The organism is Holdemania sp. 1001095H_141210_F2 (assembly GCF_015558105.1).
Lineage (GTDB): Bacteria > Bacillota_I > Bacilli_A > Erysipelotrichales > Erysipelotrichaceae > Holdemania.
Genome location: NZ_JADNPO010000009.1, coordinates 104,604 through 129,775, shown reverse-complemented (window position 1 = coordinate 129,775; position 25,172 = coordinate 104,604). Strand labels below are relative to the sequence as shown.

The following is a 25,172-nucleotide window of genomic DNA, read 5'->3' as shown; positions in this document are numbered from 1 at the left end:
AATCATAACAAACCCGGAAACAATGACCACAAAAACGACAATTCCCCTTTTGAAAGCGGCACTGAGGCTGACAGACAAATTTGAGCCGGCATTCAAAGCGATGGAGGCAATCGTTCATCATGCGAGACTGAGGATAAGAAGAACGATCGCGAATCAGCAGATGATTTCGAATTTCACGGAAGAGAGTGGTAGGGTTCTTGGAAATCAAACGAGCAATCGTGTTGAAAGAAGAACCCTGATTCAATTCGGATTGAATCGTAATCCGATCTTGCAAAGTTAAGTGACTCATAATGGGGGACTCCTATCTGTACAGGGAGATACAAGATGACTATAACTCATTTGCACGAGTAAATGCAGTCCGCGTCTTTGCAAAAGTAAATGCAATTTCTTTTTGCTTTAAGGCTGCGTTTACTTTTTCAATTCACTTTCAGATCAAATCTTTTTTCTTTTTCTTGTCAAGGTCTTTACAAATTCATTTGTGAAGGTTATGATAAAGGCGATAAAACTTCAGGGCAGGGTGCAATTCCCGACCGGCGGTAAACCCCGCGAGCCGATTCTCGGCCGAACTGGTGGAATTCCAGTGGCGACAGTAAAGTCTGGATGAAAGAATGTTTTTTTCTTTTTCATAGAGCTACCCCGAAGGTTTTGTTGAAACCTTTTTTTGTCGCCAGGACAGGAAAAGTCAGCGTTGTCAGAAGTGGAGGAAAAAAGATGACAAACAGAAAATTTTTCAACATTAAAACCATGGCCAAAGTCAGCATCTTAGCGGCGATCGCGTTTATCCTGATGGAATTTGATTTTCCGATTCCCTTTATCGCTCCGCCGTTTTACAAACTGGATTTCAGTGAGGTCGCAGTCCTGATCGGCGGTTTTGCGATGGGACCGCTGGCCGGCGTTGCGATCGAAGCGATGAAGGTCTTTCTAAGCTGTCTGTTTTTTGGTTCCGGTACGGCGTATGTCGGGGAGCTGGCCAACTTTGTAATGGGCTGCGCATTTATCCTGCCGGCCGCCTGGCTTTATCGGCGGCATAAGAATCTGAAAAGCGCGCTGATCGGCATGATTCTGGGCACGGTGAGCCTGATGTTGGTCGGCGGTTTGACAAATTATTTCGTGATGCTTCCGGCGTATTCGTTCTTCTTCAATATGCCGCTGGAAGCGATTATTTCGATGGGCGCCAAGGTTGTTCCGTTTGTCGATAACGCGTTCACGCTCGTATTGTTCTGCACGACACCGTTCAATTTAATTAAAGGAATTGTGACGTCGTTGATGGTGTTCCTGTTATATAAGCACATTTCGCCGATTCTGCATCGCTGAAGAAAATCGGCCGCGAAATAGGACGGAATAAAAAAGAAGCTTCTGGGCTGGAATTTTGATATTCGGGTTGCGATCTGCTTTGGCAAATCAGCGCTCAGAATCAATCGCCAGCTTTTTTAATTCTTGATTGATCCTCGCTTTCATCGGCGGCAGGATGAAGAAAATTGGAAAATGATCGTGGACATGATTCCAAGTGAGGCCGCAGGAATAAAAGCTGACCAGCCGCTTTTACAAAAGAATCCGGGCAAACCGTCAGTTTTCTTCGCAACTGGAGTCAATTTTTGATATAATGAAAAAGATTAGGAGGCACTGTGTATGCAGAATATGTCGCGTAAGGCTAAATATGAAAAACTGAGGCAGGAATTGCAGAACGATGCGGAATCGCAGATCAGCACGAAGGGGATCTCCGCCTATGCCGAACGGCTAAGCCGTTTGGATACGACTGCAACGGAACAGCTGGAAGTTAAAGAAGAAGAAAACCACGATCCGATCCATCTGCGCCGCGAAGCTTATTTTGCGGATGAAACGCAGAAAGAGAAGGCGAGTCCGGCAGCCTCTTCTTTTAATAATGAATATCTTGACGAGTACATCAGCGAAGTAAAGGAGTACAACAAGCAGCGCGGTTTGTTAGCCAGTGAGGACACGCAGGTCAACATTTTGAAGCAGCTGCGCGAACAGAGCTCAATCCGGCCGTTTGAGGAAAAAATGGTCAGCACGAGCAAGGATAACCTGTTGGATGACATGGATATCCCGTCGTTTGTGCTGCCGGAGGACGACACGCTGCGCAACACGATCTCAATGGAGGTCAAGCAGCTGCTTGATCAGAGCGGCAACAGCGGCGAAATGTTAAAGACGCTGGAACCGGCGCCAACCCCGGAAATCAAGAAATCACGCCGGATGAAACCGCCGGTTGAAGAAGAAACCACGGACATCCAGCCGGTCCTTGCCGAGGACGAAGACGATGAGGAAGAGGATGACGAATGGGACGACGAGGACGAAGAAGAAACGAAAAAGCCGCGTTGGAAACTGTTCGGCCGGCATCGGGATGAGGATGACGATGAGGAAGAAGAGGAAGATCAGGACGAGGAAGACGAGGATTGGGAAGAGGACGAGACCCAGCCGCATCGCTTCTTCGGCAAACTGCGCTCCCACATGCAGGAAGAAAAAGAACTGCGTGAAAAGCTGATGAGCGAGACGGTACAGCTGCGGGCGCAGATGGACGACTATGAAGACGAGCTGAACGATATGAACGATTCCGTATCCTATACGAATCGTCTGTTAAACTTCATTCTGGTCCTGCTGATCCTGGCGCTGTTAGTGGTACTGGGGATCGTCGTGTACTGGATCCTGCTTCAGAAAGGAATTATTTAATGAAATTGAACATTGCGATTGATGGGCCCAGCGCCGCGGGGAAAAGTACGATTGCCCGGCGGCTGGCTCACGAATGTGGCTATATCCATTTAGATACCGGGGCGATGTACCGCTGTATCGCCTACAAAGCGCTGAACGAAAAGCTGGCGCTGGATGATGAAGTTGCGCTGGGCGCGATGATCGACCGGACTGAAATTTGTCTGACTCCGCAGGGACAGGTGTTCCTGGACGGTGTGGAGATGCAGGATGAAATCCGATCCAACGCCGTGTCGATGGCGGCGTCCCGGGTTTCTTCACTGAAAACAGTGCGTCAGAAACTGGTCGAGCGGCAGCAGAAAATGGCGGCGGACAAAGGCGTCGTCATGGATGGCCGGGATATCGGAACGGTTGTTTTGCCGGAGGCGGAAGTGAAGATCTTTCTGACCGCTTCGCCCCAGGCCCGTGCGAAACGGCGGTTTCTGGAGAATCAGCAGAAGGGAATCTGTTCAGACTATGATCAGCTCGTCGCGGAAATCGCACAGCGCGACCGGCAGGATATGGAGCGGATCCATTCGCCGCTGCGGCAGGCGGAGGACGCCGTCTGCGTCGATACCTCGGACATGACGATCGAGGAGGTCGTTGCGGCGATCAAGCAGCTGGCTGCTGAAAAGAGTAAGGAGGGAAACCATGATTAAAGGTGTGGTTGCCATCGTTGGCCGTCCGAATGTCGGAAAGTCAACGATTTTTAATCGGATCCTGGGCGAACGGGTTTCCATCGTCGAGGATACCCCGGGCGTGACCCGGGACCGGATTTACGGAAAAGGAACGTGGCTGACTCAGGATTTCCGCGTCATTGACACTGGCGGAATTCAGCTGGAAAACCAGCCGTTTCAGGAAGAAATTAAAGCCCAGGTCGAAATTGCGATCGAGGAAGCCGACGTCATTTTGTTTGTCGTCAACGGCCGCGATGGCGTAACCGGCGACGACGAGTTCATCGCGCGGATGCTGCGGCGCAGCGGCAAGCCGGTCGTTCTGGCCGTCAATAAAATTGACGACGCGACGCTGCAGGGAAATATTTATGAGTTCTATGCGCTGGGGCTTTCGGAACCGATTGCGGTCAGCGGATCGCACGGCATCGGCATCGGCGACGTCATGGACGCCTTGGTCGGGGCATTTCCCGAAAAGCAGCAGCCGGAGCTGGAAGGCATCCGCTTCGCGGTCATCGGCCGGCCGAATGTCGGCAAGTCCAGTCTGGTCAACGCGCTGTTAAAAGAAGAACGCGTAATTGTTTCCGATATTGAAGGCACGACCCGCGACGCGGTCGATACTCCGTTTGAACATGACGGCAAGCATTACGTCGTCGTCGATACGGCCGGGATCCGCAAGCGCGGCAAGGTCTATGAAAATATTGAAAAATACTCGGTGCTGCGCGCGATGAGCGCGATTGAACGCTGTGACGTCGTGCTGTTTGTGATCGACGGGGAAAGCGGGATCCGCGAACAGGACAAGCATGTCGCCGGGTATGCGCATGAAGCCGGCAAACCGATCATTATCGTATACAACAAGTGGGATGCCGTGGAAAAAGATGAGAAGACGATGAACCGGGTGACGGAACAAATCCGCGCGCAGTTTGTGTATCTGAGCTACGCGCCGATTCTGTTCGTCTCGGCCAAAACCCATCAGCGCGTCAATACGTTGCTGCCGATGATCGAAGACGTCTATCACTATTCCCAATTAAGAATCGCGACCAACGTGCTCAACGAAGTCGTGATGGACGCTCAGCTGACAACTCCGGCGCCGACGCATAACGGTCAGCGCTTAAAGATTTTGTATGCTTCGCAGGTAGCGGTCGCGCCGCCGACGTTTGTTTTGTTCGTCAACGATCCGCAGCTGCTGCACTTTTCCTACCGCCGTTATATTGAGAACCGTCTGCGGGAAGCGTTTGGTTTTGACGGATCGCCGATCCGGATCATCGCCCGCAGTAAGGACTAAAGGAGGCGCAATATGAGAATTTGCGTATTGGGCAGCGGAAGCTGGGGCACGGCGCTGGCGCAGGTGCTGGCGGACAATCATCATGAGGTCGTCATCTGGGGCAAGAGCCCTGAGGAAATTGCCGACCTGAAGCTCCATCGCAACACGAAATACTTTCCGGAGGTACTGGTCAATCCGGACATCGAAGCGACGCTGGAGTTCGATACGGTCAAAACCGCCGATATCCTGCTTTTCGCGGTGCCGACCGGCGCGGTGGAGGAAGTCAGCCGCCGGGCTGCGGCGGCGCTGGATCATCCGGTGATTGTGATCAACGTCGCCAAGGGATTCCATCCGACGACCCACCAGCGGCTCAGCGAAGTGATCAAGGAATGCTTCACGCCGGAAACACTGACGGACGTCGTTTCTCTGATCGGCCCTTCACACGCCGAAGAGGTCATTCTCCGCAAGCTGACCTCGGTCAATGCGGTCTGTGAAAACGAAGCATCAGCAAGAAAGATTCAGGAGCTGTTCTCCAACGATTATTTCCGCGTTTACCGCGGAACCGACGTGATCGGTTCGGAAACCGGCGTGGCGATCAAAAACATCATGGCGATTGCCAGCGGCATCATTACCGGACTGGGCGAAGGCGACAACGCCCGGGCGGCGCTGATGACCCGCGGTCTGGCGGAAATGTCCCGCTACGGCATCGCGCAGGGCGGACGGGCCGAAACTTATCTGGGATTAACCGGGGTCGGCGATCTGATCGTCACCTGCACCTCCCCGCATTCCCGCAACTTCCAGGCCGGCATGCAGATCGGCCGTCAGGACAGCGCGGAGATTTTCTGGAAAACCAATAAGAAGACGGTCGAGGGCGTAAAAGCGGCCAAGGTCATCTATGAAGAATCAATTAAGAAGCACATCAGCATGCCGATCACCGAACAGGTTTACCGCGTGCTGTACGAAGGCGAAAAGCCGTCCCAGGCGATCAAGCTGTTGATGGCCCGGGAGCTGAAATCAGAATAAAAGCCCGTCGCGGGGCTTTTTCTGATGGAACAATCGGAAAGGAGGAACCGGTGCCAATGATTCTGGACGAAACGAATCTGAGTACTTATTTTGACGAGCGGACGTGGAATCTGGCGCGGCGTTATCATCAGGAACGCTCGATCATCCAGTCGCTGTCGGCCGTCGAGTATAAAACGCTGCAGCTGATCGAGGTCGAAGCGGTCGTTTATCCATATCTGCAGCATGTCAAGCTGTCGCTGCATTCTGTGACCGGCGAGCTGCTTCATTTTTCCTGTGAATGCCCGTACTGTGTCCACGATGAAAAAGCCTGCGCCCACATCGGCGCGGTTTTGATGTTTTTGAAAGAACGGACGATCGACCATTTTCCTTTTTATTACCGGGAGAACGCCGCCGACTATATCCAGCAGATGCGCCGCCGGCAGATGTTTTCGCAAAGTGAGCAGCTGATCGAGGCGTATGTCAATTCCGCGGTGCTGGACGACCCGGTGATGCTGCAGAACGATCCGGTCGAATTGCAGCCGGAGGTCATGTTTTCCAATTCCGAGCTGCTGGTCAGTTTCCGGATCGGCCGCAAGAAAAAATACATTTTAAAAAATCTCGGCGAATTTATGACGCGGATGAATGAGGCGGCGATTGTCAGCTATGGCAAGGAACTGCAGTTTCTGCATGTTCCGGAGTCGTTCGATGAAGTTTCGCAGAAAATCCTGCGCTTTATCCGCCGCAACTATTCATCCCAGACCAATTTTGATACCGGAGCGCGCTATGTCAAGCTGAGCGGCGGCAGCGTCGATGATTTTTATGAGCTGTTTTGGAATCATCCGGTGATGATGGCGGATGGCCGGCCGATGGTGATGATTGAGGAAAATCCGCAGTTTACGCTTCAGGTCGAAGGGCAGGGACAGGACTACCAGCTTGCGGTCACGCCGCACGAATACCGCTATCTGTCCAGCAATGAGGCCGATTATGTCTATGTCGGCGGCACGCTGATCCGGCTGCTTCCGCGGTACCGGATCCTGTGCGGACCCTTATTAAAACGGCTGCAGCAGGGCGGCAAGCTGCTCGTCAGTCACGAACAGATCAAGAATTTCTATTACAACGTCCTGCAGCCGGTCAGCGAGCTGATTCCGGTGCTGGGTATGGACGAGCTGCCGGTCCGGCTGGATCCGCTGGTCACGCGGGTGTATATCGACGAGCCGGCACCGCATACGATCATGATCACGATTCGCTTCTGTTACGGCCCCAACGAATACATCGGCTTCGATACGCTGACCAACCGCGATAACCGCAACCTGCGCAAGGAACAGAAAGTGCGCGCGATCATCCGGCAGTATGTGACTCGGATTGACACGCTGACCCAGATCGCCTGGATTGAGAAAAACGAAACCAAGGAATTCAGCTTCCTGGCGGAAGGGGTAGGCAAGCTGATGGATCTGGCGGAGGTCTATATCTGCGAATCGCTGAAAAATGTTCAGATCCGTTCGCGGGCTTCGTTCTCCGTCGGCGTAAGGCTGACCTCCGGCCTGCTGGAGCTGCAACTTGACAGTCCGCAGCTGACGCCGCAGGAACTGGAAGAAATTTTCCGCGGCTATCAGCAGAAGAAAAAATATGTGCGATTGAAAAATGGCGACTACTTCGCGATTGGCGAGGGCGAAACCGAAGAAATGCTGGCGATGCTGGACGCACTGCAGGTTGATCCGAAGCAGCTGGGCGCCGGGCCGGTGACGCTGGAAAACTATCGGGCGCTGGCGCTGAACGAACGGCTGATGAGTACGCCGGAGATCAAGGTCGAGCGGAATCAGGAGTTCAAAACGATGATCCGCGACTTTAAGAATATTGAGGAAAGCAAATTCGACGTGCCGCCCTCGATGCGCAAGATTCTGCGCACCTATCAAAAGGAAGGCTTCCGCTGGCTGAAAACGATCGCTCACTATGGCTTCGGCGGGATTCTGGCCGACGATATGGGCATCGGCAAGACTTTGCAGATGATCGCCGTGCTGGAGGATGCGCGGCTGCAGGGGGAGGGCGGCTGCAGTCTGGTTGTCACTCCGGCTTCGCTGATCCTCAACTGGCAGGCGGAAATCCGTCGCTTCGCGCCGCAGCTGAAATGCGGCTGCGTGCACGGCACGCTGAAAGAACGTCAGAATACGCTGGCTTCCGCAAACGATTTTGACGTCCTCATCACGTCTTACGATTACGTCAAGCGCGACGAGGCGTTATACCAGCCGCTGGCGTTTCAGTATCTGGTGCTCGATGAGGCGCAGGCGATCAAGAATCAGCGGACCAAGAGCGCCCAGGCCGTCAAGCAGATCCAGGCCCGCCACCGCTTTGCCTTAACCGGTACGCCGATTGAGAATTCATTAGCCGAGCTGTGGTCGATCTTCGATTTCTTAATGCCGGGCTATTTGTTCAGTTACGCACAGTTTAAGGAAAACTACGAGCTGCCGATCGTGCGGTATGACGACGAAGAACGGCTGACGTTATTAAAAAAGCTGGTATCGCCGTTTATTCTGCGGCGCGTGAAACAGGACGTCTTGAAGGAACTGCCGGAAAAGACGGAAAGCGTGCTGCAGATCGAATTCAGCGAAGCGGAAAAGAAGCTCTACCAGGCGTCGCTGCAGCAGATCCAGACGCAGCTGACGCAGACGCTGGATCAGCAAACCAACGCCGGCAGCTCCAAGATCATGATTTTGGCGATGCTGACGCGGCTGCGGCAGATCTGCTGCGACCCGGGGCTGGTATTTGATGGTTACGGGGGCGAGCGGAGCAAGCTGACTGCCTGCATGGAGCTGATTGAAAATGCGGTGGAGTCGGGCAAGAAGATTCTGGTATTCTCCCAGTTTACGACGATTCTGGACAAGCTGCGGGATGAATGCGAGAAGCGCAGGATCGGAACCTATCTGCTGACCGGCGCAACACCGAAGCAGCAGCGTTTTGATTTAATGGAAAGCTTCAACCGTGACAAGACGCCGGTCTTTCTGATCTCGCTGAAAGCCGGCGGCACAGGATTGAACCTGACCGGCGCGGAGATCGTCATTCATTACGATCCATGGTGGAATCTGTCGGCGGAGAATCAGGCGACCGACCGCGCTTACCGGAACGGCCAGACGCGCAACGTCCAGGTTGTCAAGCTGATCGTCGAAGGCACGGTAGAGGAGAAGATCAGCAAGCTTCAGCAGCAGAAGCAGCAGCTGTCGCAATCGGTCATCGAAGGTTCCGACGGCTCGATCGCCGCGATGAGCCGTGAGGAAATTCTCGAGCTGTTTGAGACTGAATTTTAAATGATACGGCTTTCATTCAAGTGATTGTTTGAAATGCCGTTTTTATTTTGCGAAAAAGGGTTGCCAAGGGGAGAATACGCTGTTATAATGGATTAGATTTTTATATTGATATTCAAACTATCTCAAGGAGGAGACACGATATGACAGTTCGTATTATCACTGATTCCACGGCCGATGTGACCCCGGAGGCAGCCCGGCAGCTCAATATTGGCGTTGTTGCGCTGAAGGTGCTGTTCGGCCATGAAGAATACCGCGACGGCATTGATTTGAACATCGAAGAATTTTATGCCAAGCTGACGGGCAGCGGTCAGCTGCCGACAACCTCCCAGCCCTCGCCGAACGACTTTCTGACGGAATATGAGAAAGCAAAAGCGGCAGGCGAGGAGATCCTCGTTCTGACGTTGTCCAGCCAGTTAAGCGGAACCTGTCAATCGGCGCAGCTGGCGAAGGATTATTGTGAATACGAACCGATTTATATTGTCGACAGTTTATCGGCGACGATCGGCACACAGCTGCTTCTGCGCGAAGCGATCCGGCTGCGCGATGCCGGACAGTCCGCCAGGCAGATCGCGGCGCAGTTAGATCAGCTGAAATCGCGCATCGTCGTTCTGGCCGCTGTGGACACGCTGGAATTTCTGGTAAAAGGCGGACGATTGTCCAAGGCCGCCGGATTTGCGGGTTCGTTGTTGGGCATCCATCCGATGATCACCCTGGAGGAGGGCAAGCTGAGCGTCTTAGGCAAAGCCCGCGGCAAGAAAGCAACACTGCAGCTGTTTTGGCAGCAGATGGAAAAGCTGGGAATGCCGGATCCTCAGGTGGAACCGATCTTTGGTTATACGGGAAACCGGGAAGCGGTCAGTGATCTGATTGCGTTCTTGGAAGAAAAAGCGATCGTCAGTTCGCAGGTGTGCGGCGTGGGCAGCGTAATCGGCACGCATACCGGGCCGGGCGTCAGTGCAATCGCCTATCTGCGTCAGGCAGACTGTTAAGCGTAAGCTTGGCAGTTTTTTTTTTGGTACTTTGACAAACAGGTAAAATTTGCCAAAGTTATTGAATGATAGATTAAATCGCTTTCGAGCGGTATCATGGCAGAGGTGACTCTGATTCATTTGTAGTTAATGTAAGATTTTCGGAAATGAATAACTTGGAGAATCGTATTGTTAAAAAGGACAAATAGTGTTGAAAACAAATGAAAATTGTTAAACAGTGTTGAAGTTCTCTGGTGTTTCAGACAATTTTATTCCAACGCTTATAATGAAGACAGAAGTCAACCTTAGAGAGCTGTGGTGAGTCCATGAAAAAAACGCAGAAAGAAATTCAGAAAATCGTAGAAGATCTAACCTGCCGTCATGGCGTTGACTTTTTAAAAGCGATGTCCACCGGCAATATTGCCAATACTTTAAATATCAGCCGTTCTTTAGCCAGCCAATATTTGAATGAATTGTGTAAACTGGGGCGATGTATCAAAATTAACTCCAGACCCGTTTATTATTTCGATAAAACACAGTTGGAGAAAAAGTATAACGTGACGTTAACCTATAACGAATATTACAATATGCCGGATTTAATTGAAGCGTTAAAGCAGAAGCAGAAAGAGCCGCAGGATTTTTTTAACGCGGTGGGTGAGGATGGTTCGTTAGGCTATTGTATTTCGCAGTTAAAAGCTGCGATGCTTTATCCGCATGGGTTGCCCGTGATCCTCCAGGGTGAAAGAGGAAGCGGAAAAACATTTTTAGCCCGGCTTGCTTTTGAATTCTTAAAAAATCAACATCGCGTCATGGATAAAGCTTGTTTTATCGCATATCAATTTAATTCAGAACAAACCTCGGATAAAATGCTGGAAGATCTTTTCGGAATCCACAGCTCTGTTAAAAAACAAACAGGCTTTATCGAAAAATGTCATAACGGTCTTCTTTATCTTTCACAGGCCGATAAAATGAGCCTGGAATGTCAGCAGAGGATCGCTGATTATATCAACACTGGACAGTTTACCCGCATGGGAGATTCAGAACATCCCATCAGCAGTCAAACGCGGGTAATCCTTGGGGTGGATATGCCTTCGTTAGAATGTTTGGGACAGGATTTATTATTAAGCATACCAGTTCATTGCAGCATTCCGCCGTTAACAAAGCGTCCGGCTGAAGAACGGGAACAATTAGTAAGGGTACTTCTGAATCAGGAACAAAAAAGATTAAACTGCGAAATACGACTTTCGCAATCTCTATTTACCTTGTTAGGAAGTAATACGTTGGGGCTGAATATTCATGAGTTGAAAAATTGTATTCGGACGATGTGTGCCAATGCTTTTTTGGAACAGGAGAAGACACAAAGCCTGTGCTTGAAGCGAGTTTATTTGCCGGAACCTTTGTTATCGAAAATTCCTTTGGAATGGAAAGGCTTGAAAGAGGAACTTGTCTTTTTAACGATCAACGAACTGGTTCCTGAGAATGACAGTCATCAGATTTTCGATCTGTTTGATCTGTTGCTGGAAGCGCATCGGGATTACTTTTTTAATCATCATCATTTCAATTCTTTTCTGAAGGACGGGTTGGAGATCATGCGGAAGTATTATGACATGATTGTTTTTGAACAAAAAGAAGAGAATCCGCGGATCAGTTCGATTGAAAATATAATTCAAACGTTGATTGATCAAGCGAAAGACAATGCCAGGCTAACCTTGCCCTTAAACTGCAGTTTTGTTTTAGCAAGAATGATCGATTCTCTTCATCAAATGAAAACCAGCGCTTCCGTTTGGGAGAGCGAACAGAGAGATTCGATCCAGTCTTGTCTGAATTCTTTGAAACAGGAGCTGCCGCAGGCGTTCTCACTTGCCGACGAATTGATTTCCCGGCTATGCACTACATTGGAAATCAAAACACAGCCGCTGAACGTTATCTTTCTTACCTTGAATATCTGTTTTTATAATCAGCAGGAAAAAGGCCGGCAGTTATGCGGAATTATAATCAGTCATGGTTATTCCACGGCGTCCAGTATTGCGGATGCCGCGAATCAGTTATTGCAAAGTCAGGTTTTTGATGCCATTGACATGCCGCTGGATACTGAAGTCGCCGCGATTGAAAAGCAACTGGATCGATTCCTGCAGATGCATTCTTATTATCAAGGAATGTTGGTTCTTGTCGACATGGGCTCACTGGAAGCGATGGCCCAGCACTTAAATTCAAAGATGGATATTGGAATTATTAACAATATATCAACAGGATTAGCACTGGATGTCGGGAATCGGATTAAACAAAATGAAGAACTGGAAGCGATTCTCATCGCTGCTTGTCAAAGCCATCAATGCCATTACCGACTGCTGCGGCAAACAGAAAAACCTAAAGCTATTATATTCACAAATGATATCTCAATCCGCGTCAGCGGAAAATTGGCAGAACTGTTCCGCAGTTCTTTGCCGCGCCCGGTCAATATCAAATTTATTGAGGTCGAATATTCGAGACTGAAGACGACATTGGAAAATGACGATTGCTTTCAGCAATATCATGTCGTCCTCTTAATTAAACCGTTAGGCTTGAAACTGGATGGCGTGAATTCAGTAACCTTAGAAGATATCGTAGGATTCAGAAACCTGCAGCCCTTATCGGAAGCCTTTCAGGATGAATTAAACGAGGAGGAACTGGATCAATTTCATCAGCAGTTATTAAAGAATTTTTCTTTGCAAAGTCTGATGGAAAACCTCACGATTCTCAATCCTGCACATTTGCTGAATTCAGTTTATGAAGCTGTCAGCGAGCTTCAACGGCAGCGTCATTGCCGGTTTCAAAGCCGGACGCTTGTGGGAATTTACATCCATGTCAGTTTTCTCATTGAGCGGCTTGTGACAAGAACCGCGATTGAGTCCCAGGCGGATTTAACGCGTTTTCAAAAAGAACATCAGGATTTTATTGATCAAGTCCATATCAGTTTCCAACGGATATTGAAAAGCTATAACGTTACCGTTCCGATTGATGAAATATCTTATTTGTATGATTATATCGCGAATGATGAAGCCTTTAATAAAAAAGAGTTGGAAGGAGAGGCAGAATGAAAAGATTGATTTTAGCTTCACATGGCCGGTTAGCCGAAGGCATGGCCGATACGGCCAGAATGATCGTTGGAGATCAGACAGAGCTGATTCCGCTGTCCCTGGTTTCGGGAATGCAGCCGGAACTGCTCAAAACAAAAGTGGAAGGAATGATCAAATCCTGGCCTGGCGAATTAACGGTAATTCTAACCGACCTTTGGGGAGGCAGCGTCAATACCGCCTTGCTTCCTCTCTGCGCGGATGCCAATGTTCATTTGATTGCCGGGATGAATCTGAATTTAGTCTTGCAGCTGTGCTTGAGCGATGTGGAAACCGGCGGCATGGCCATCGAATCCATTCTGAATGAAGCGCAGAAGTCAATGGTCTACGGCAACGCTAAATTAAACGAGATTCCGCAAGAGGAATCCTGGTTTTAAAAAGGAATGAACTGGATATTTTCCAGTGAACTTCAAATGAGAAAGGAGGGAAATTGATGATCAAAATGCTGCGGATTGACGATCGGCTGCTGCATGGACAAGTCGTATTCATGTGGACGAAACAGCTTAACATCAAAGGGATTATCGTGGCCAACGACGAGCTGGTCCAGGATCCAATCCAGAGTCTGGCCATGAAATTAGCAGTGCCAGAACAAATTAAACTGTTGATCAAATCCGTTGAAGAAGCCTCCCGGCTGATTCAGGATCCACGTTCCGCTAAAATGAACATTCTGCTGGTGATGAAAAGTCCGGCCGACGCGGCGAGATTGCTTCGATTACTGCCGGATAAAACCTTGATCGAGCGAATTAATATCGGAAACAGCGGCCGGATTGACAAGGGAAACAAAGAGATGATGACCCGGGAAGTCTATGTTGATGAAACCGATATTGAAGCGATTCAGGAAATTCTGAGCTATGAACTGCCGTTTGATATCCAGATGATTCCAACAAACAACAAAGTCAATGTTAAAGATGCTTTAAGAAGCATCCGGAAGTGAGGAGGAGAAACAATGACACTATTCCAGGCTATTTTGATTGGATTCGTTGCTTTTGGCGGCTTATTAATAACTGAAAGCGGCTGCGGGCTGATGTTAAACCGGCCGATTGTCTTGGCGCCGATCGTGGGGTTTATTCTCGGTGATTTGTATGAAGGGTTAATTATGGGAGCTGCCTTGGAATTGATTTTCTTAGGCGTTGTTTCAATCGGCGGATCGACGCCTTCGGATTCAACGATGGGCTCCATATTGGGCACAGCGTTTGCGATCAGTATGAATCAGGGCGTGGAAATTGCTTTAGCGCTGGCGGTACCGATCGGGTTATTAATGCAAATGGTGCAGTATTTAGTTTATTTCATCCGTGCTACCCAGATGTCGAAAGTCGAGGTTTATGCTGAACAGGGGCAATTCAATAAGATTACGCGGCTGCATTTTGGAAGCATTCTGATTTTTGCGATTATTTATGGTTTCATCGCCTTTGCTTCCCTGCAATTCGGCGTTGAATTGATGCGGAATCTTGTCGATCAGATTCCTCAGGTTATATTGGATGGGCTGGATGCGGCAAGCATGATGCTTCCGGCTGTCGGATTTGCGCTGCTGATGAACATGCTTTGGGATAATCGGCTCTGTGTTTTGTTGTTCTTAGGCTTTATTTTAGCGACTTATCTCAATCTGCCGATCATCGCGATCGCCGGTATCGCTTTAACGATCGGCGTTCTGCTGGTGGTTCAGGATATGAGCCATAACCGTAAACAACCGGAGATCAGTTTGCCGCAGGGCCAGGATCAGGCAGAGGAGGAATTCTTTAATGAGTAAATTTGAAATCACTCCGCAGGAGAAGAAGCTAACCCGTCAGTTGTTTTACCGCTCATTTGCTTTGGAATGTTCGTTTAACTTTGAAAAAATGCAGGCTTTGGGGTTTGCCTGGGCGATGTTTCCGGCGATCCATGAATTTTGCGGGACTCAGGAGGAACAGGTCGAAGCTTTAAAGAGACATACCGCTTTTTTCAATATCACTCCGCATATCAGCACGTTTTTACTCGGCATGGCGGCGTCCATGGAAAAAGAGGCTGCTGAGAAAAAAACGATGGATCCCGCTGCGATCAATGCGATCAAGGTTTCCTTGATGGGGCCGCTCTCCGGAATCGGCGATTCCTTTTTCTGGGGAACTTTCCGCGTCATCGCGGCGGGCGTGGGCATCTCGCTGGCTCAGCAGGGCAATGTCTTGGGCCCGATTCTGTTCTTAATATTGTTTAATGTGCCGCATTTAGTGCTGCGCTACTATTGCACGATCTGGGGCTATGTCCTGGGGTCAAAATTTATTCAGACATCCTATGAAAATGGTCTGATTCATCACATGACCAAGCTGGCGACCGTCATCGGTTTGACGACCGTGGGCGCCATGATTGCCACAATGGTGAGCCTTAATGTCGGTTTGACCGTTCAAATTGGCGAAATGGAATTGGTAGTTCAGGAGATCTTCGATCAAATCATGCCGAATTTACTGCCGCTATCTTTAACGATGGCTGTCTTCTATGCGATCCGGAAAGGAATTAAGGTGAATACCCTGATCATCGCGATCTTTGTTATCGGATTGTTAGGTACTTTTATCGGTCTGTTGTAAGGACAATGACTTATGAAATTTGAAAACTGTGAAATCTGGACGCCCCAGGGAGCGGTAAAGGGAACGCTGGAAATCAAGGATGGGAAAATTGTTGGCCTTTATCCAGATTTACAGTCAGGCGAAGATCATTTCAAGCGAAATAAGATTTTGCCGGGACTGATTGACATTCATACGCATGGTTATTTGGGTTATTCCGCTCAGTCTGCGGATCCTGAAGAATTGCATGGTTTAGCCAGGGCAATGACCTCAATCGGGGTTACTGGATTTTTTCCGACAGCCGGCGAACATTTTGATAAGGAGTATGAGAATCTTTCTGCTTTGGCAAGCGTTATTGATGAACAGAGGCGGACGGAGATTAAGGATGAGGCGCAGATCTTTGGAATCCATATGGAAGGGCCTTTTCTGAATCCGGCAAAAAAAGGTGGTTTCGCACTGAGTCAATTATGCGAGCCTTCTGTCGATAAACTCCGTTCTTATATTTCTGCAGCCGGCGGGCATCTGAAGTATATGACCATCTCGCCTGAAATGGATCCTGAAGGAAGCTTGATGCGCGAATGTCAGAATCATCATATTCTGTTATCAGGCGGTCATACGACCGCTACCTTTGAAGCCTATAACAAAGGGATTGTTTTAGGCTTATCTACCTCAACGCATACGGGGAATGCGATGTCTCCGATTGACCGCCGGGATGGCGGAGCTTTCGGCGCCGCATTGCTTTCAGAGGCTTTGTATAACGAGGTCATCTGCGACTTTGTGCATGTATCGCAGGTAGTGCTGGAAATGATGTTCAGAATTAAAAAAGGAGGAATGGGAAAATTTATCATGATTTCCGATTCAGAATCCCTGTCCGGACTCCCGCAAGGAAATTACTATGAAAAGGGGCGGCATTATACTGTGACGGAGGAAGGGAAGCTCGTGCTTGACGATGGCGTTTTGGCGGGAAGTGTAACCAATATGCTTCAGGGTGTTCGTAATTGTTATCGAAAGCTCCACAAGTCAATTCCTGAAATTCTGAAAATGACATCTGAGAATCCGGCGGCATTATTCGGTTTAACGACAAAAGGGAAGCTGCTTCCGGGAATGGACGCCGATTTCATCATTCTGGATGACGAGGATCGTCTGATCCAGACCTATGTGAACGGCGTATGCGTATATGATTATCATCAGGAAGCCACGGTTAATCCGCGGTTCATAGATCAGTTACAATGAGACGCCGCTGTAATCTTGCTTTGGCAGAGGCGTTTCTCGGGATTTATTTTGTTTCATTCTGAAATAGTGAAGCAGTATGACTGCGCCGCTGAAAAAGGATAATGGATAGCTCTGTTGATTTCTTCAAAAACTGAAATCAGGCTGAAGAGGAAGGCCGATTTCAGTTTTTTAATTTGCGGAGATCATGAACTTATTTAAACTGAGATCGAATTGAAAACTGGTAAATCCGTCATGGAAACCAGTTTTTTTCAAATGTTAAACTCAGGCCGCACAGCGACAGAGCGGGGAGATTCACGTACAATGGAAATGAAAAAGGGCTGAGCTTTCATGGAGATGAGCGTTGTCGTCACCAATCTGAGCTATTCGTCACTGATGAAAAGCGTAGCTGCCAGTGCCAAAACGATCTGAATTTAGGCAGTCAGTGTTGAAACTTGATGAATGTAAAGACAAATCGGGTGAATATCCTATAATGAAGCCATCAGCCGATCTGAACGAGGTGAATGGGATGAATAAAACAAAAGAAGAAATTCTCATCTGGCTGAAAAACCAGACCCGGATTTACGGTTTGACGCAGCTGGAACGGATGACGACCCGGAATATCGCCGCGCAGCTGAATCTGTCGCGCACCTTGGTAAGTCAGTATCTCAACGAGCTGTGCAAGGAAAACGCGTGCGTCAAAATCAGCTCCCGTCCGGTTTACTATCTGGCGAGGCAGGAGTTGGAAACAAAATATCAGGTGACGTTGACCGACGAGGAATATTTCAATGTCGCCGATCTGGTTCAGGCACTTTCCCGGAAGCCGTTTCCGGCGCGAAACTTTGAAAACGTAGTCGGGGCCGACGGCTCTCTGGCCGGCTGCATCGCGCAGCTCAAGTCGGCGATGCAATACCCCAGCGGTCTGGCGGTGCTTCTGGAAGGCGAACGCGGCAGCGGACGGCGGTTTCTTGCGCAGTCGGCGTTTGAATTTCTCACGGATCAACATCTGAATTCAGCCGCCGCCCGGTTTGTGCGCTGGAGCGTCAGTGCGGAAATGACTCCTGAACGCCAGCTTGCCGAGCTGTTCGGTGAGGAACAGGAGGGCACGGTGCGCTCAGGCTTGATTGAAAAAGCCGGGGAGGGTGTCGTGTACCTGACGGAAGCCGATCAGCTGAGTGCGGAATGTCAGCTGAAGCTGGCTGAATTGATCCGCTCGGGCACCTATACCCGGGCTCGCCAAACGCAGCCGGTCTTGACGAATAACGCCCGCTTTATTCTATCGCTGGCCAGCCGGTCTGCGCAGGCGCTGCAGCCGGAGCTGCTGCTCAGCATCCCGGTTCACTGCCAGGTTCCCGCCTTTTCCCGCCGTCCGGTTCAGGAGCGGGAAGAACTGGTGATCCAGCTGCTTTTGAAGGAACAACGCAAGCTGAACCGGGAGATTAAAATGTCCGCGCGGCTGTTTGGAGCGCTGTGCGCCGATCTGCCGGGACTGAATTTAGCGGAGCTGAATAATGGTTTAAAAACAATGTGCGCGGCCGCCTATTCCCAACATCCGCAGGAGCCGGTCATCGTGTTAAAAGCGATGGATCTGCCGCCGGAGCTGCTGGGCCGCTTACCGTTAAGCCAAATCCGCAAGCCGTCGGAGTCAACGCCATTGCCGATCGAACAATTCCGCCGTCAGGATGGCAGCGATCAGATTTTAAAGCTGTTCGATCATCTGCTGGAAAGTCACCGGCACTATTATAACGAGCACCGCGTCTTTGCCCAATTTCTGGAGCAGGGGCTGACGCGGATGCGGGAATATTACGATACGATTATCTTCACGGCAAAGGAGGAGGACAGCCGGCTGGCGGTCATCGAAGCTCAGATCCGCCGTGAACTGGAAACGCTGGATCTGGATCAGCGGCTGACGCTGCCGCCGAACTGCAGCTTTGTGCTGGCCCGGATGACGTGCGCGCTGGCGCGAATCCATTCCAGTCTGGCCGTCTGGGAAAGTCAGCGGCAGGAAGCGATTCAGGGCTGTCTGAACACCTTGCGTCAGCAGCTTCCGGAGGCAACGGCGTTAGCAGAGTCGCTGACTGAGAAAATATGCGGTTCGCTTGAATTGCGTTCCCAGCCGTTAAACACGATCTTTCTGACGCTCAACATCCGCTTTTATAATCAGGAGCCGATACGCCGGCAAAACTGCGGCATCATCATCAGCCACGGCTATTCGACGGCGTCCAGCATCGCGGACGCGGCGAATCAGCTGTTGGGAAAACGAATTTTCGACGCGCTGGATATGCCGTTAGATACGGAGGTTGGCGAGATCGAGAAAAAACTGAACGAATTTATCCGCTTCCATTCCTATCTCCGTTCGATGATCCTGTTAGTTGATATGGGATCGCTGGAAGGAATTGCTGAGCATCTTGACTGTCCGATGGAAGTCGGCGTGATCAACAACATCTCAACCGGACTCGCGCTGGATATCGGAATGCGCTTAAGCCGGTGCGAACCGCTGGAAATGATTTTGAAATCAGCGTGCGAGAGTTATCAATGCCGGTACCGGATTCTGGCGCGCAAGCAAAAAGAACGGGCGATTCTCTTTACCAGCGATATTTCGGTGAAGATCAGCGGCAAGCTGGCGGAGCTGTTCGCCCGGTCGCTGCCCCGTCCATTAAATATCCGGTTTATTGAAGCTGATTACGCGACGCTGCAGTCGCCGCAAGAACGGCAGGTCTTATTCGACCGCTACGAGGTTCTGATTCTGATCGGGCCGTTAGGTTTTCATCCGGAAAACGTCAATACGATGGCGCTGGAGGATATCGTCAGCTTCCGCTCAATGGAGCCGCTCAATCAGGCCTTGGAAGGCGAACTGGATGCGGCGGAGCTGGAATTGTTTCAGCAGCAGCTGCTAAAGAACTTCTCATTGCAGAGCTTGATGGAAAATTTGACGATCCTCAATCCCGCGCGTCTGTTGGACTGCGTATACGAAGCGGTCAGCGCGCTGCAGCGGCAGATGAACCGGCGCTTTCAAAGCCGGACGCTAGTCGGCATCTATATTCATGTCAGCTTTCTGATCGAACGGTTAGTGACCCGCACGGCGATTGAATCGCTGGCAGATCTGACGCCGTTTGTCCAGACTCACCGCGATTTCATTGAACAGGTCAACGCCAGCTTTGCACCGCTGCTTAAGAATTACAACGTCACCGTTCCGATCGACGAGATTTCCTATCTTTACGACTATATCGAAAACGACCGACAGGACCCTTCAGGGGTTTAATTTTCAGGAGGAAAAATGATGAGAGAAATCATTCTGGCTTCGCACGGCGCGCTGGCATCGGGCATGGCGGATACCGCGCGGATGATCATCGGCGATGATCCGCATCTGAGTACGCTGGCCTTATTGCCCGGCAGTCATCCCGATTGCTTAAAGCGTCAGATCGAAGAACGGCTGACGGCAGGGACGGCTGACGAATTTCTGATTCTGACCGATCTGTGGGGCGGCAGCGTCAACAACGCCTTGCTTGCCCTGGCGCAGGATCCGCGCGTGCACATCGTCGCGGGGATGAATCTGAATCTGGTGCTGCAGCTGTGTCTGAGCCCTGAACCGCTGGCCCAGGCGATCCCTGCGGCGCTGGCGGAAGCCCGGCAGGGGATGATCTACGGCAATGTCGTCCTGGCTTGTCCGCAAACGGAAGACGAACTGTTCTGACGCGGCAGAAACATTCCGGAAACAACAAGGAAATTCACCGGAGCGATCCGGAGGATAAAAAAGAAAGGAGGCGTGACAATGATTAAAATGCTGCGGATTGACGATCGGCTGCTGCATGGACAGGTGGTGTTTATGTGGACGAAACAGCTGAACATTAAGGGCATCATTGTGGCCAACGATGAGCTGGTGACGGATCCGATCCAGAGCCTGGCGATGAAGCTGGCGGTGCCGGAGCATCTGAAGCTGCTGATCAAGACGATCGACGAGGCGGCCAAGCTGATCAACGATCCCCGTGCGGCGGGCATGAACATTCTGGTCGTGATGAAAAATCCGGTCGATGCGGCGCGTTTGCTGCAAAAGATTGAAGACAAGTCGGTCATCGAACGGGTCAACATCGGCAACAGCGGGCGGATCGACAAAGGGGACCGGATGATGATGACCAAGGAAGTCTATGTCGACGACGCGGACATCGCGGCGATCGAAGAAATTCTGGCGGCCGGTCTGCCGTTTGAAATTCAGATGATCCCGACGAGCAACAAGGTTCAGGTCAAAGAGGCGTTGAAAAACGTCCGGAAATAGGGAGGACTGTTTATGACACTGGTTCAAGCACTTCTGATCGCCCTGGTGGCGGCAGCCGGTCAGGCGGCGGGGGATATCGGCGGCAACGTCATGGTTAACCGGCCGATTGTTCTGGCTCCGTTAGTTGGTGCGATCCTCGGCGATTTACAACAAGGGTTAATCATGGGCGCGGCGCTGGAACTGATCTTCTTAGGCGTGGTGTCGATCGGCGGCGCAACACCGTCGGATTCCAACATGGGGTCGGTGCTGGGCACGGCCTTCGCCATGAGCATGCATCAGGGCGTAGAGATCGCGCTGGCGCTGGCGGTTCCGATCGGAATTCTTCAGCAGATGGTCAAATATCTCGTTTATTTCTTCCGTGCGACGACGATGCACAAGGTCGAGGAATTCGCCGAAGCGGGCGATTTTGGGAAGATCACGCGCTTCCATTTCGGTCACTGTGCGCTGTATGCCGCGCTGTACGGCCTGATCGCGTTTGTTTCGCTGCAGTTTGGAGCTGGAGCGATGCAGGCGCTGGTCAAAAAAATCCCGGCGATCATCATCACCGGCCTGGGCGCGGCCAGCCAGATGCTGCCGGCTGTCGGCTTCGCGTTGTTGATGAACATGCTTTGGGATAACCGGCTGTGCGTCTTTCTGTTCTTCGGCTTCATTTTATCAGTCTATCTGAATCTGCCGATTATCGCGATTGCCGGCATTGCGGCGACGATCGGGATCGTCATGATCGTTCAGGATATCAGCGCATCCCGCACTCCGCGGATGGCGGCGCAGCCGGATGCCCAAAGTGAAGAGGAGGCGTTCTTCAATGAGTAACGTGATGAAATCCGATGAGAAAAAACTGATCAGCCAGCTGTTTTGGCGCTCCTTCGCTTTGGAAGGCTCGTTCAACTATGAAAAGATGCAGGCGCTGGGCTTTGCCTGGGCGATGTTCCCGGCGATCAAGCTCTATTGCAAAACGCCGCAGGAACAAGTCGAAGCGCTGAAACGGCATACCGCGTTCTTCAATATCACACCGAACATCTGCACGTTCTCGTTAGGCATGGCCGCGTCGATGGAAAAAGAATACGCCGAGAAAAAAGATATGGATCCTTCGACGATCAATGCGGTCAAGGTTTCCCTGATGGGGCCGCTTTCGGGCATCGGGGACTCGTTTTTCTGGGGAACTTTCCGCGTCATTGCGGCGGGCGTCGGGATTTCGCTGGCGCAGCAGGGCAGCATTCTCGGCCCAATCCTGTTCTTGCTTCTGTTCAACGTGCCGCATCTGATCATCCGGTATTACTGCACGATCTGGGGCTATCAGCTGGGCTCGAAGTTTATTCAGACTTCGTATGAAAACGGTCTGATTCAGCACATGACCAAGCTGGCGACGGTGATCGGCTTGACGACGGTCGGTGCGATGATCGCGACGATGGTGACGTTCAACGTTGGGTTTACAGCGCAGATCGGCGAAACAACGCTGGTGCTGCAGGAGGTCTTCGATCAGATCATGCCGAAGATTCTGCCGCTCTTATTGACGCTGGGAGCCTTCGGTGCGATCCGCAAGGGCGTCAAGGTCAATACGGTGATTCTGGCAATCTTTGCGTTCGGTTTGATCGGAACGCTGATCGGTCTGTTATAATAGGGTTAACCCGAAGCGGCTTGTTTCAACAGGGCCGCTTCTTCAACTGGGAAAGGAGTTGACGACATTGGGCAACGAAACAGTTTCATTTTACAGCCGCCGGATCCTGACGGAGCAGGGCATGGTGGAAGGGGTGCTGCAGGTCGCAGACGGGAAGTTTGCGGGTCTGATCGAAAATCCAAATCCGGCGCAGATCGCGGCGGCCCGGGATTTTGCGGATCAGCGGATCTTTGCGGGCATCATCGACCTGCACAGCCACGGTTATCGCAGCTGGTCAGCCAAAACGATCGACAAGGCGGAAATCCAGGGCTTATCGAAAATTCTGCCTTCGATTGGAGTCACGGCGACGCTGGCGACAACCTCGGGCTGGAAGGCGCATGAGATGGAGATGCTCAGCGCGATCGCGGAGGCATTGGACGAAGGCGTGATGGGGGCGCGGATTTTAGGCATTCACATGGAAGGGCCGTTTTTCAATCCGGACAAGCACAACGCGACGCCGCGGGAAGAAGTCATTCTGCCAAGCGTGGAAAAGTGCGAGGCGTATTGGCAGGCGGCCCGCGGGAAGATCAAGTATATGACGCTGGCACCGGAAATGCCGGGCGCGGCGGAAACGATTCACTGGCTGCGGGAACACGGGATTGTCGCGGGGGCCGGTCATACCCTGGCGGATGACGAACAGATGTGTCAGGCAGTTCGGGACGGTATCCAGGTATCGATCCATACCGGCAATGCGATGCGCCAGATCGACCGGCGTGATATCGGCGCTTTGGGCGCGGCGCTGCTGGATCCGGAGGTCGTCTGTGAAATCATCTGTGATTTCTATCATCTCGCGCCGCGGATGCTGGAAATCATGTTCCGAATAAAGCATAATTTTGACAAGTTCATCATGATTTCCGACTCCGACACGCTCTCCGGGGTGGAACCGGGCACCTATTTCGCTTATGGCAAGCGCGTCCACGTACATTCCGACGGGCGGATTCTGCTGGATGACGGCACGATTTCCGGCAGCTCAAAATATGTTCTCTACGGGATGGAAAACCTGATCGAAAAACTGGGGCTGGCGCCGCAGCGGGTCAGCCGGATGGCGTCGCTGAATCCGGCCCGGCTGTTGGGGATCGAAGCGCAGAAGGGTTCGATCGCTCCGGGGAAAGACGCGGATTTCTTCATAATCAACGACCGCTACGAGGTTCAGGAAACATGGGTCGAGGGGCGGCGGGTCTATACGTCCGCGGATCCGATTTTGACCAACGAGCATTTTTCACAGTTCTGTCAGAAGCTGGACTAAACGAAAAGGAGAAAGAAATTCATGAAAATACGCTGCAATGAAATCGTAACCCCGGCGGGCGTGATCGACGGACTGGTCATCGTGGAGGATGGAAAGATCGCTCAGCTTGTGCCGGCGGATGAGTTAAAGGAGGAAGCGTGGGATGAGGACTGGCGCGGGTACAAGCTGCTGCCGGGACTGATCGACATTCATACGCATGGTTATTACGGCTATTCGGCCTTGTCGACGAAACCGGAAGATTTTCATGCGCTGTCCAAACAGATGGCGGCGGTCGGCGTGACGAGCTATCTGGTGACGGCGGGTGATCACAATGAGACGGAAATGGAAAATCTGGCGGCGATCGCGCAGGCGATCGGCGAACAAAAGCAGGGCTTAAACGGGGAAGCGCGGATGCTCGGCATTCACATGGAAGGACCGTTCCTCAATCCAAACCGGCGCGGTGCATTTCAGCCGGAAGAGCTGCTTGGGCCCTCCGTTGAGAAAATGCGGGCATATATTGAAGCCAGCCAAGGTCAGATCCAATATATGACGATGGCGCCGGAGCTGGATCCGCAGGGCGAACTGATCCGTTTCTGCCGCAGTCAGAACGTCTTGCTCAGCGGCGGGCATACCGTCGCGACGTTTGCGGAATATAATCGGGCGATCGAACAGGGGCTGGCGTGTTCAACCCATACCGGCAACGCGATGCGGCAAATGGACCGGCGCGAACCCGGCGCGTATGGTGCGGCGCTGCTTTCCGATCAAATCTTCAGCGAGGTCATCTGCGATCTGTTTCATATCAGTCAGCCAATGCTGGAAATCATGTTCCGGATCAAACCGATGTCGCGCTTTATCATGATTTCCGATTCCGGGCCGATGAGCGGACTGCCGGCGGGCGTTTATACGATCCGCGGACATAAACGGACGATCAGCGAAGCAGGGCTGGTGCTGCTGGAAGACGGAACGATTGCGGGCAGCTCCAAAAACATGCTTTACGGCGTTCGGAATCTGGCGGAAATGCCGCATAAACCGATCACGGAGATCGTTAAAATGACCTCGGAAAATCCGGCGGTCTTGTTCAGCCTGCCGCATAAAGGCTCGATTGCCGCGGGCAAGGACGCGGATCTGATCGTTGTCGACGCTGATTTTCAGCTGATGAAAACCTTTATCGAAGGTCGCTGCGCTTATCAAAAAGGCGACGTCCTGACGGTCAACCCGGATTTTTTGAAAACCAGCGTTGCTTAAGAAAAGCGTGAGAAACTC

At 51.3% G+C, this 25,172-nt stretch carries 21 protein-coding genes and 1 riboswitch; of the genes, 20 read left to right on the top strand and 1 reads right to left on the bottom strand.

Going from position 1 to position 25,172, the window contains the following annotated elements:
* A partial coding sequence (locus I2G61_RS16755) for a helix-turn-helix domain-containing protein (protein ID WP_195548128.1) occupies positions 1-289 on the bottom strand: 289 nt, incomplete at its 3' end.
* 210 nt (positions 290-499) lie between these two features.
* Positions 500-616, top strand: a riboswitch (FMN riboswitch).
* A gap of 95 nt (positions 617-711) precedes the next feature.
* Here I2G61_RS16755 and I2G61_RS08015 point away from each other — a divergent pair.
* The 20 genes from I2G61_RS08015 (at position 712) to nagA (I2G61_RS07920) (ending at position 25,154) form a co-directional block, all read left to right on the top strand.
* The gene (locus I2G61_RS08015) at positions 712-1,314 is read left to right on the top strand and encodes an ECF transporter S component (RefSeq protein WP_195396840.1); all 603 of its coding nucleotides are present in this window, start codon (positions 712-714) and stop codon (positions 1,312-1,314) included.
* A gap of 315 nt (positions 1,315-1,629) precedes the next feature.
* On the top strand, positions 1,630-2,685 hold the full coding sequence (locus I2G61_RS08010; protein WP_072683410.1) for a hypothetical protein: 1,056 nt from the start codon (positions 1,630-1,632) through the stop codon (positions 2,683-2,685).
* Positions 2,685-3,359: a (d)CMP kinase gene (gene cmk / locus I2G61_RS08005; protein ID WP_072683409.1), complete on the top strand. Its 675-nt coding sequence runs from the start codon at positions 2,685-2,687 to the stop codon at positions 3,357-3,359. The genes I2G61_RS08010 and cmk overlap by 1 nt, the downstream gene beginning before the upstream one ends.
* Positions 3,352-4,656: a ribosome biogenesis GTPase Der gene (gene der, locus I2G61_RS08000; protein ID WP_195548127.1), complete on the top strand. Its 1,305-nt coding sequence runs from the start codon at positions 3,352-3,354 to the stop codon at positions 4,654-4,656. Before cmk ends, der begins: the two co-directional genes overlap by 8 nt.
* A 12-nt stretch (positions 4,657-4,668) precedes the next feature.
* On the top strand, positions 4,669-5,658 hold the full coding sequence (locus I2G61_RS07995; RefSeq protein ID WP_072683407.1) for an NAD(P)H-dependent glycerol-3-phosphate dehydrogenase: 990 nt from the start codon (positions 4,669-4,671) through the stop codon (positions 5,656-5,658).
* A 56-nt stretch (positions 5,659-5,714) separates the two neighbouring features.
* Positions 5,715-8,936, top strand: a complete 3,222-nt coding sequence (locus I2G61_RS07990) for a DEAD/DEAH box helicase (RefSeq protein ID WP_195548126.1) — start codon at positions 5,715-5,717, stop codon at positions 8,934-8,936.
* Between the two features lie 140 nt (positions 8,937-9,076).
* Positions 9,077-9,925 carry a DegV family protein gene (locus I2G61_RS07985; protein WP_072683405.1) on the top strand — a complete coding sequence of 283 codons (849 nt, stop codon included), beginning with the start codon at positions 9,077-9,079 and terminating at the stop codon, positions 9,923-9,925.
* 305 nt (positions 9,926-10,230) lie between these two features.
* Positions 10,231-12,981 (top strand): sigma 54-interacting transcriptional regulator, encoded by a 2,751-nt coding sequence (locus I2G61_RS07980; protein ID WP_195548125.1) that lies wholly within the window; start codon positions 10,231-10,233, stop codon positions 12,979-12,981.
* A complete protein-coding gene (locus I2G61_RS07975) occupies positions 12,978-13,394 on the top strand; it encodes a PTS sugar transporter subunit IIA (RefSeq protein WP_072683404.1) in 417 nt (138 codons plus the stop codon). Before I2G61_RS07980 ends, I2G61_RS07975 begins: the two co-directional genes overlap by 4 nt.
* A gap of 56 nt (positions 13,395-13,450) precedes the next feature.
* Positions 13,451-13,951, top strand: a complete 501-nt coding sequence (locus tag I2G61_RS07970; protein WP_072683403.1) for a PTS sugar transporter subunit IIB — start codon at positions 13,451-13,453, stop codon at positions 13,949-13,951.
* A gap of 12 nt (positions 13,952-13,963) precedes the next feature.
* Positions 13,964-14,764, top strand: coding sequence for a PTS sugar transporter subunit IIC (locus tag I2G61_RS07965; RefSeq protein WP_072683402.1), 801 nt, complete (start codon positions 13,964-13,966; stop codon positions 14,762-14,764).
* Positions 14,757-15,572 (top strand): PTS system mannose/fructose/sorbose family transporter subunit IID, encoded by an 816-nt coding sequence (locus I2G61_RS07960; RefSeq protein WP_072683401.1) that lies wholly within the window; start codon positions 14,757-14,759, stop codon positions 15,570-15,572. Before I2G61_RS07965 ends, I2G61_RS07960 begins: the two co-directional genes overlap by 8 nt.
* A gap of 12 nt (positions 15,573-15,584) precedes the next feature.
* Complete coding sequence (nagA, locus tag I2G61_RS07955; RefSeq protein WP_072683400.1) at positions 15,585-16,781, top strand: N-acetylglucosamine-6-phosphate deacetylase; 1,197 nt, start codon at positions 15,585-15,587, stop codon at positions 16,779-16,781.
* Positions 16,782-17,286: 505 nt separating this feature from the next.
* Positions 17,287-20,019, top strand: a complete 2,733-nt coding sequence (locus I2G61_RS07950) for a sigma 54-interacting transcriptional regulator (protein WP_072683399.1) — start codon at positions 17,287-17,289, stop codon at positions 20,017-20,019.
* 18 nt (positions 20,020-20,037) lie between these two features.
* Entirely contained in the window at positions 20,038-20,451 is a 414-nt protein-coding gene (locus I2G61_RS07945) for a PTS sugar transporter subunit IIA (protein ID WP_072683398.1), read from the top strand.
* A 78-nt stretch (positions 20,452-20,529) separates the two neighbouring features.
* Positions 20,530-21,030: a PTS sugar transporter subunit IIB gene (locus tag I2G61_RS07940; RefSeq protein WP_072683397.1), complete on the top strand. Its 501-nt coding sequence runs from the start codon at positions 20,530-20,532 to the stop codon at positions 21,028-21,030.
* A gap of 12 nt (positions 21,031-21,042) precedes the next feature.
* Positions 21,043-21,840 (top strand): PTS sugar transporter subunit IIC, encoded by a 798-nt coding sequence (locus tag I2G61_RS07935; protein ID WP_072683396.1) that lies wholly within the window; start codon positions 21,043-21,045, stop codon positions 21,838-21,840.
* Complete coding sequence (locus I2G61_RS07930; RefSeq protein ID WP_072683395.1) at positions 21,833-22,645, top strand: PTS system mannose/fructose/sorbose family transporter subunit IID; 813 nt, start codon at positions 21,833-21,835, stop codon at positions 22,643-22,645. Before I2G61_RS07935 ends, I2G61_RS07930 begins: the two co-directional genes overlap by 8 nt.
* A gap of 67 nt (positions 22,646-22,712) precedes the next feature.
* Entirely contained in the window at positions 22,713-23,930 is a 1,218-nt protein-coding gene (gene nagA, locus I2G61_RS07925) for an N-acetylglucosamine-6-phosphate deacetylase (protein WP_072683394.1), read from the top strand.
* Positions 23,931-23,951: 21 nt separating this feature from the next.
* On the top strand, positions 23,952-25,154 hold the full coding sequence (gene nagA, locus I2G61_RS07920; RefSeq protein WP_072683393.1) for an N-acetylglucosamine-6-phosphate deacetylase: 1,203 nt from the start codon (positions 23,952-23,954) through the stop codon (positions 25,152-25,154).
* Positions 25,155-25,172 lie beyond the last annotated feature (18 nt).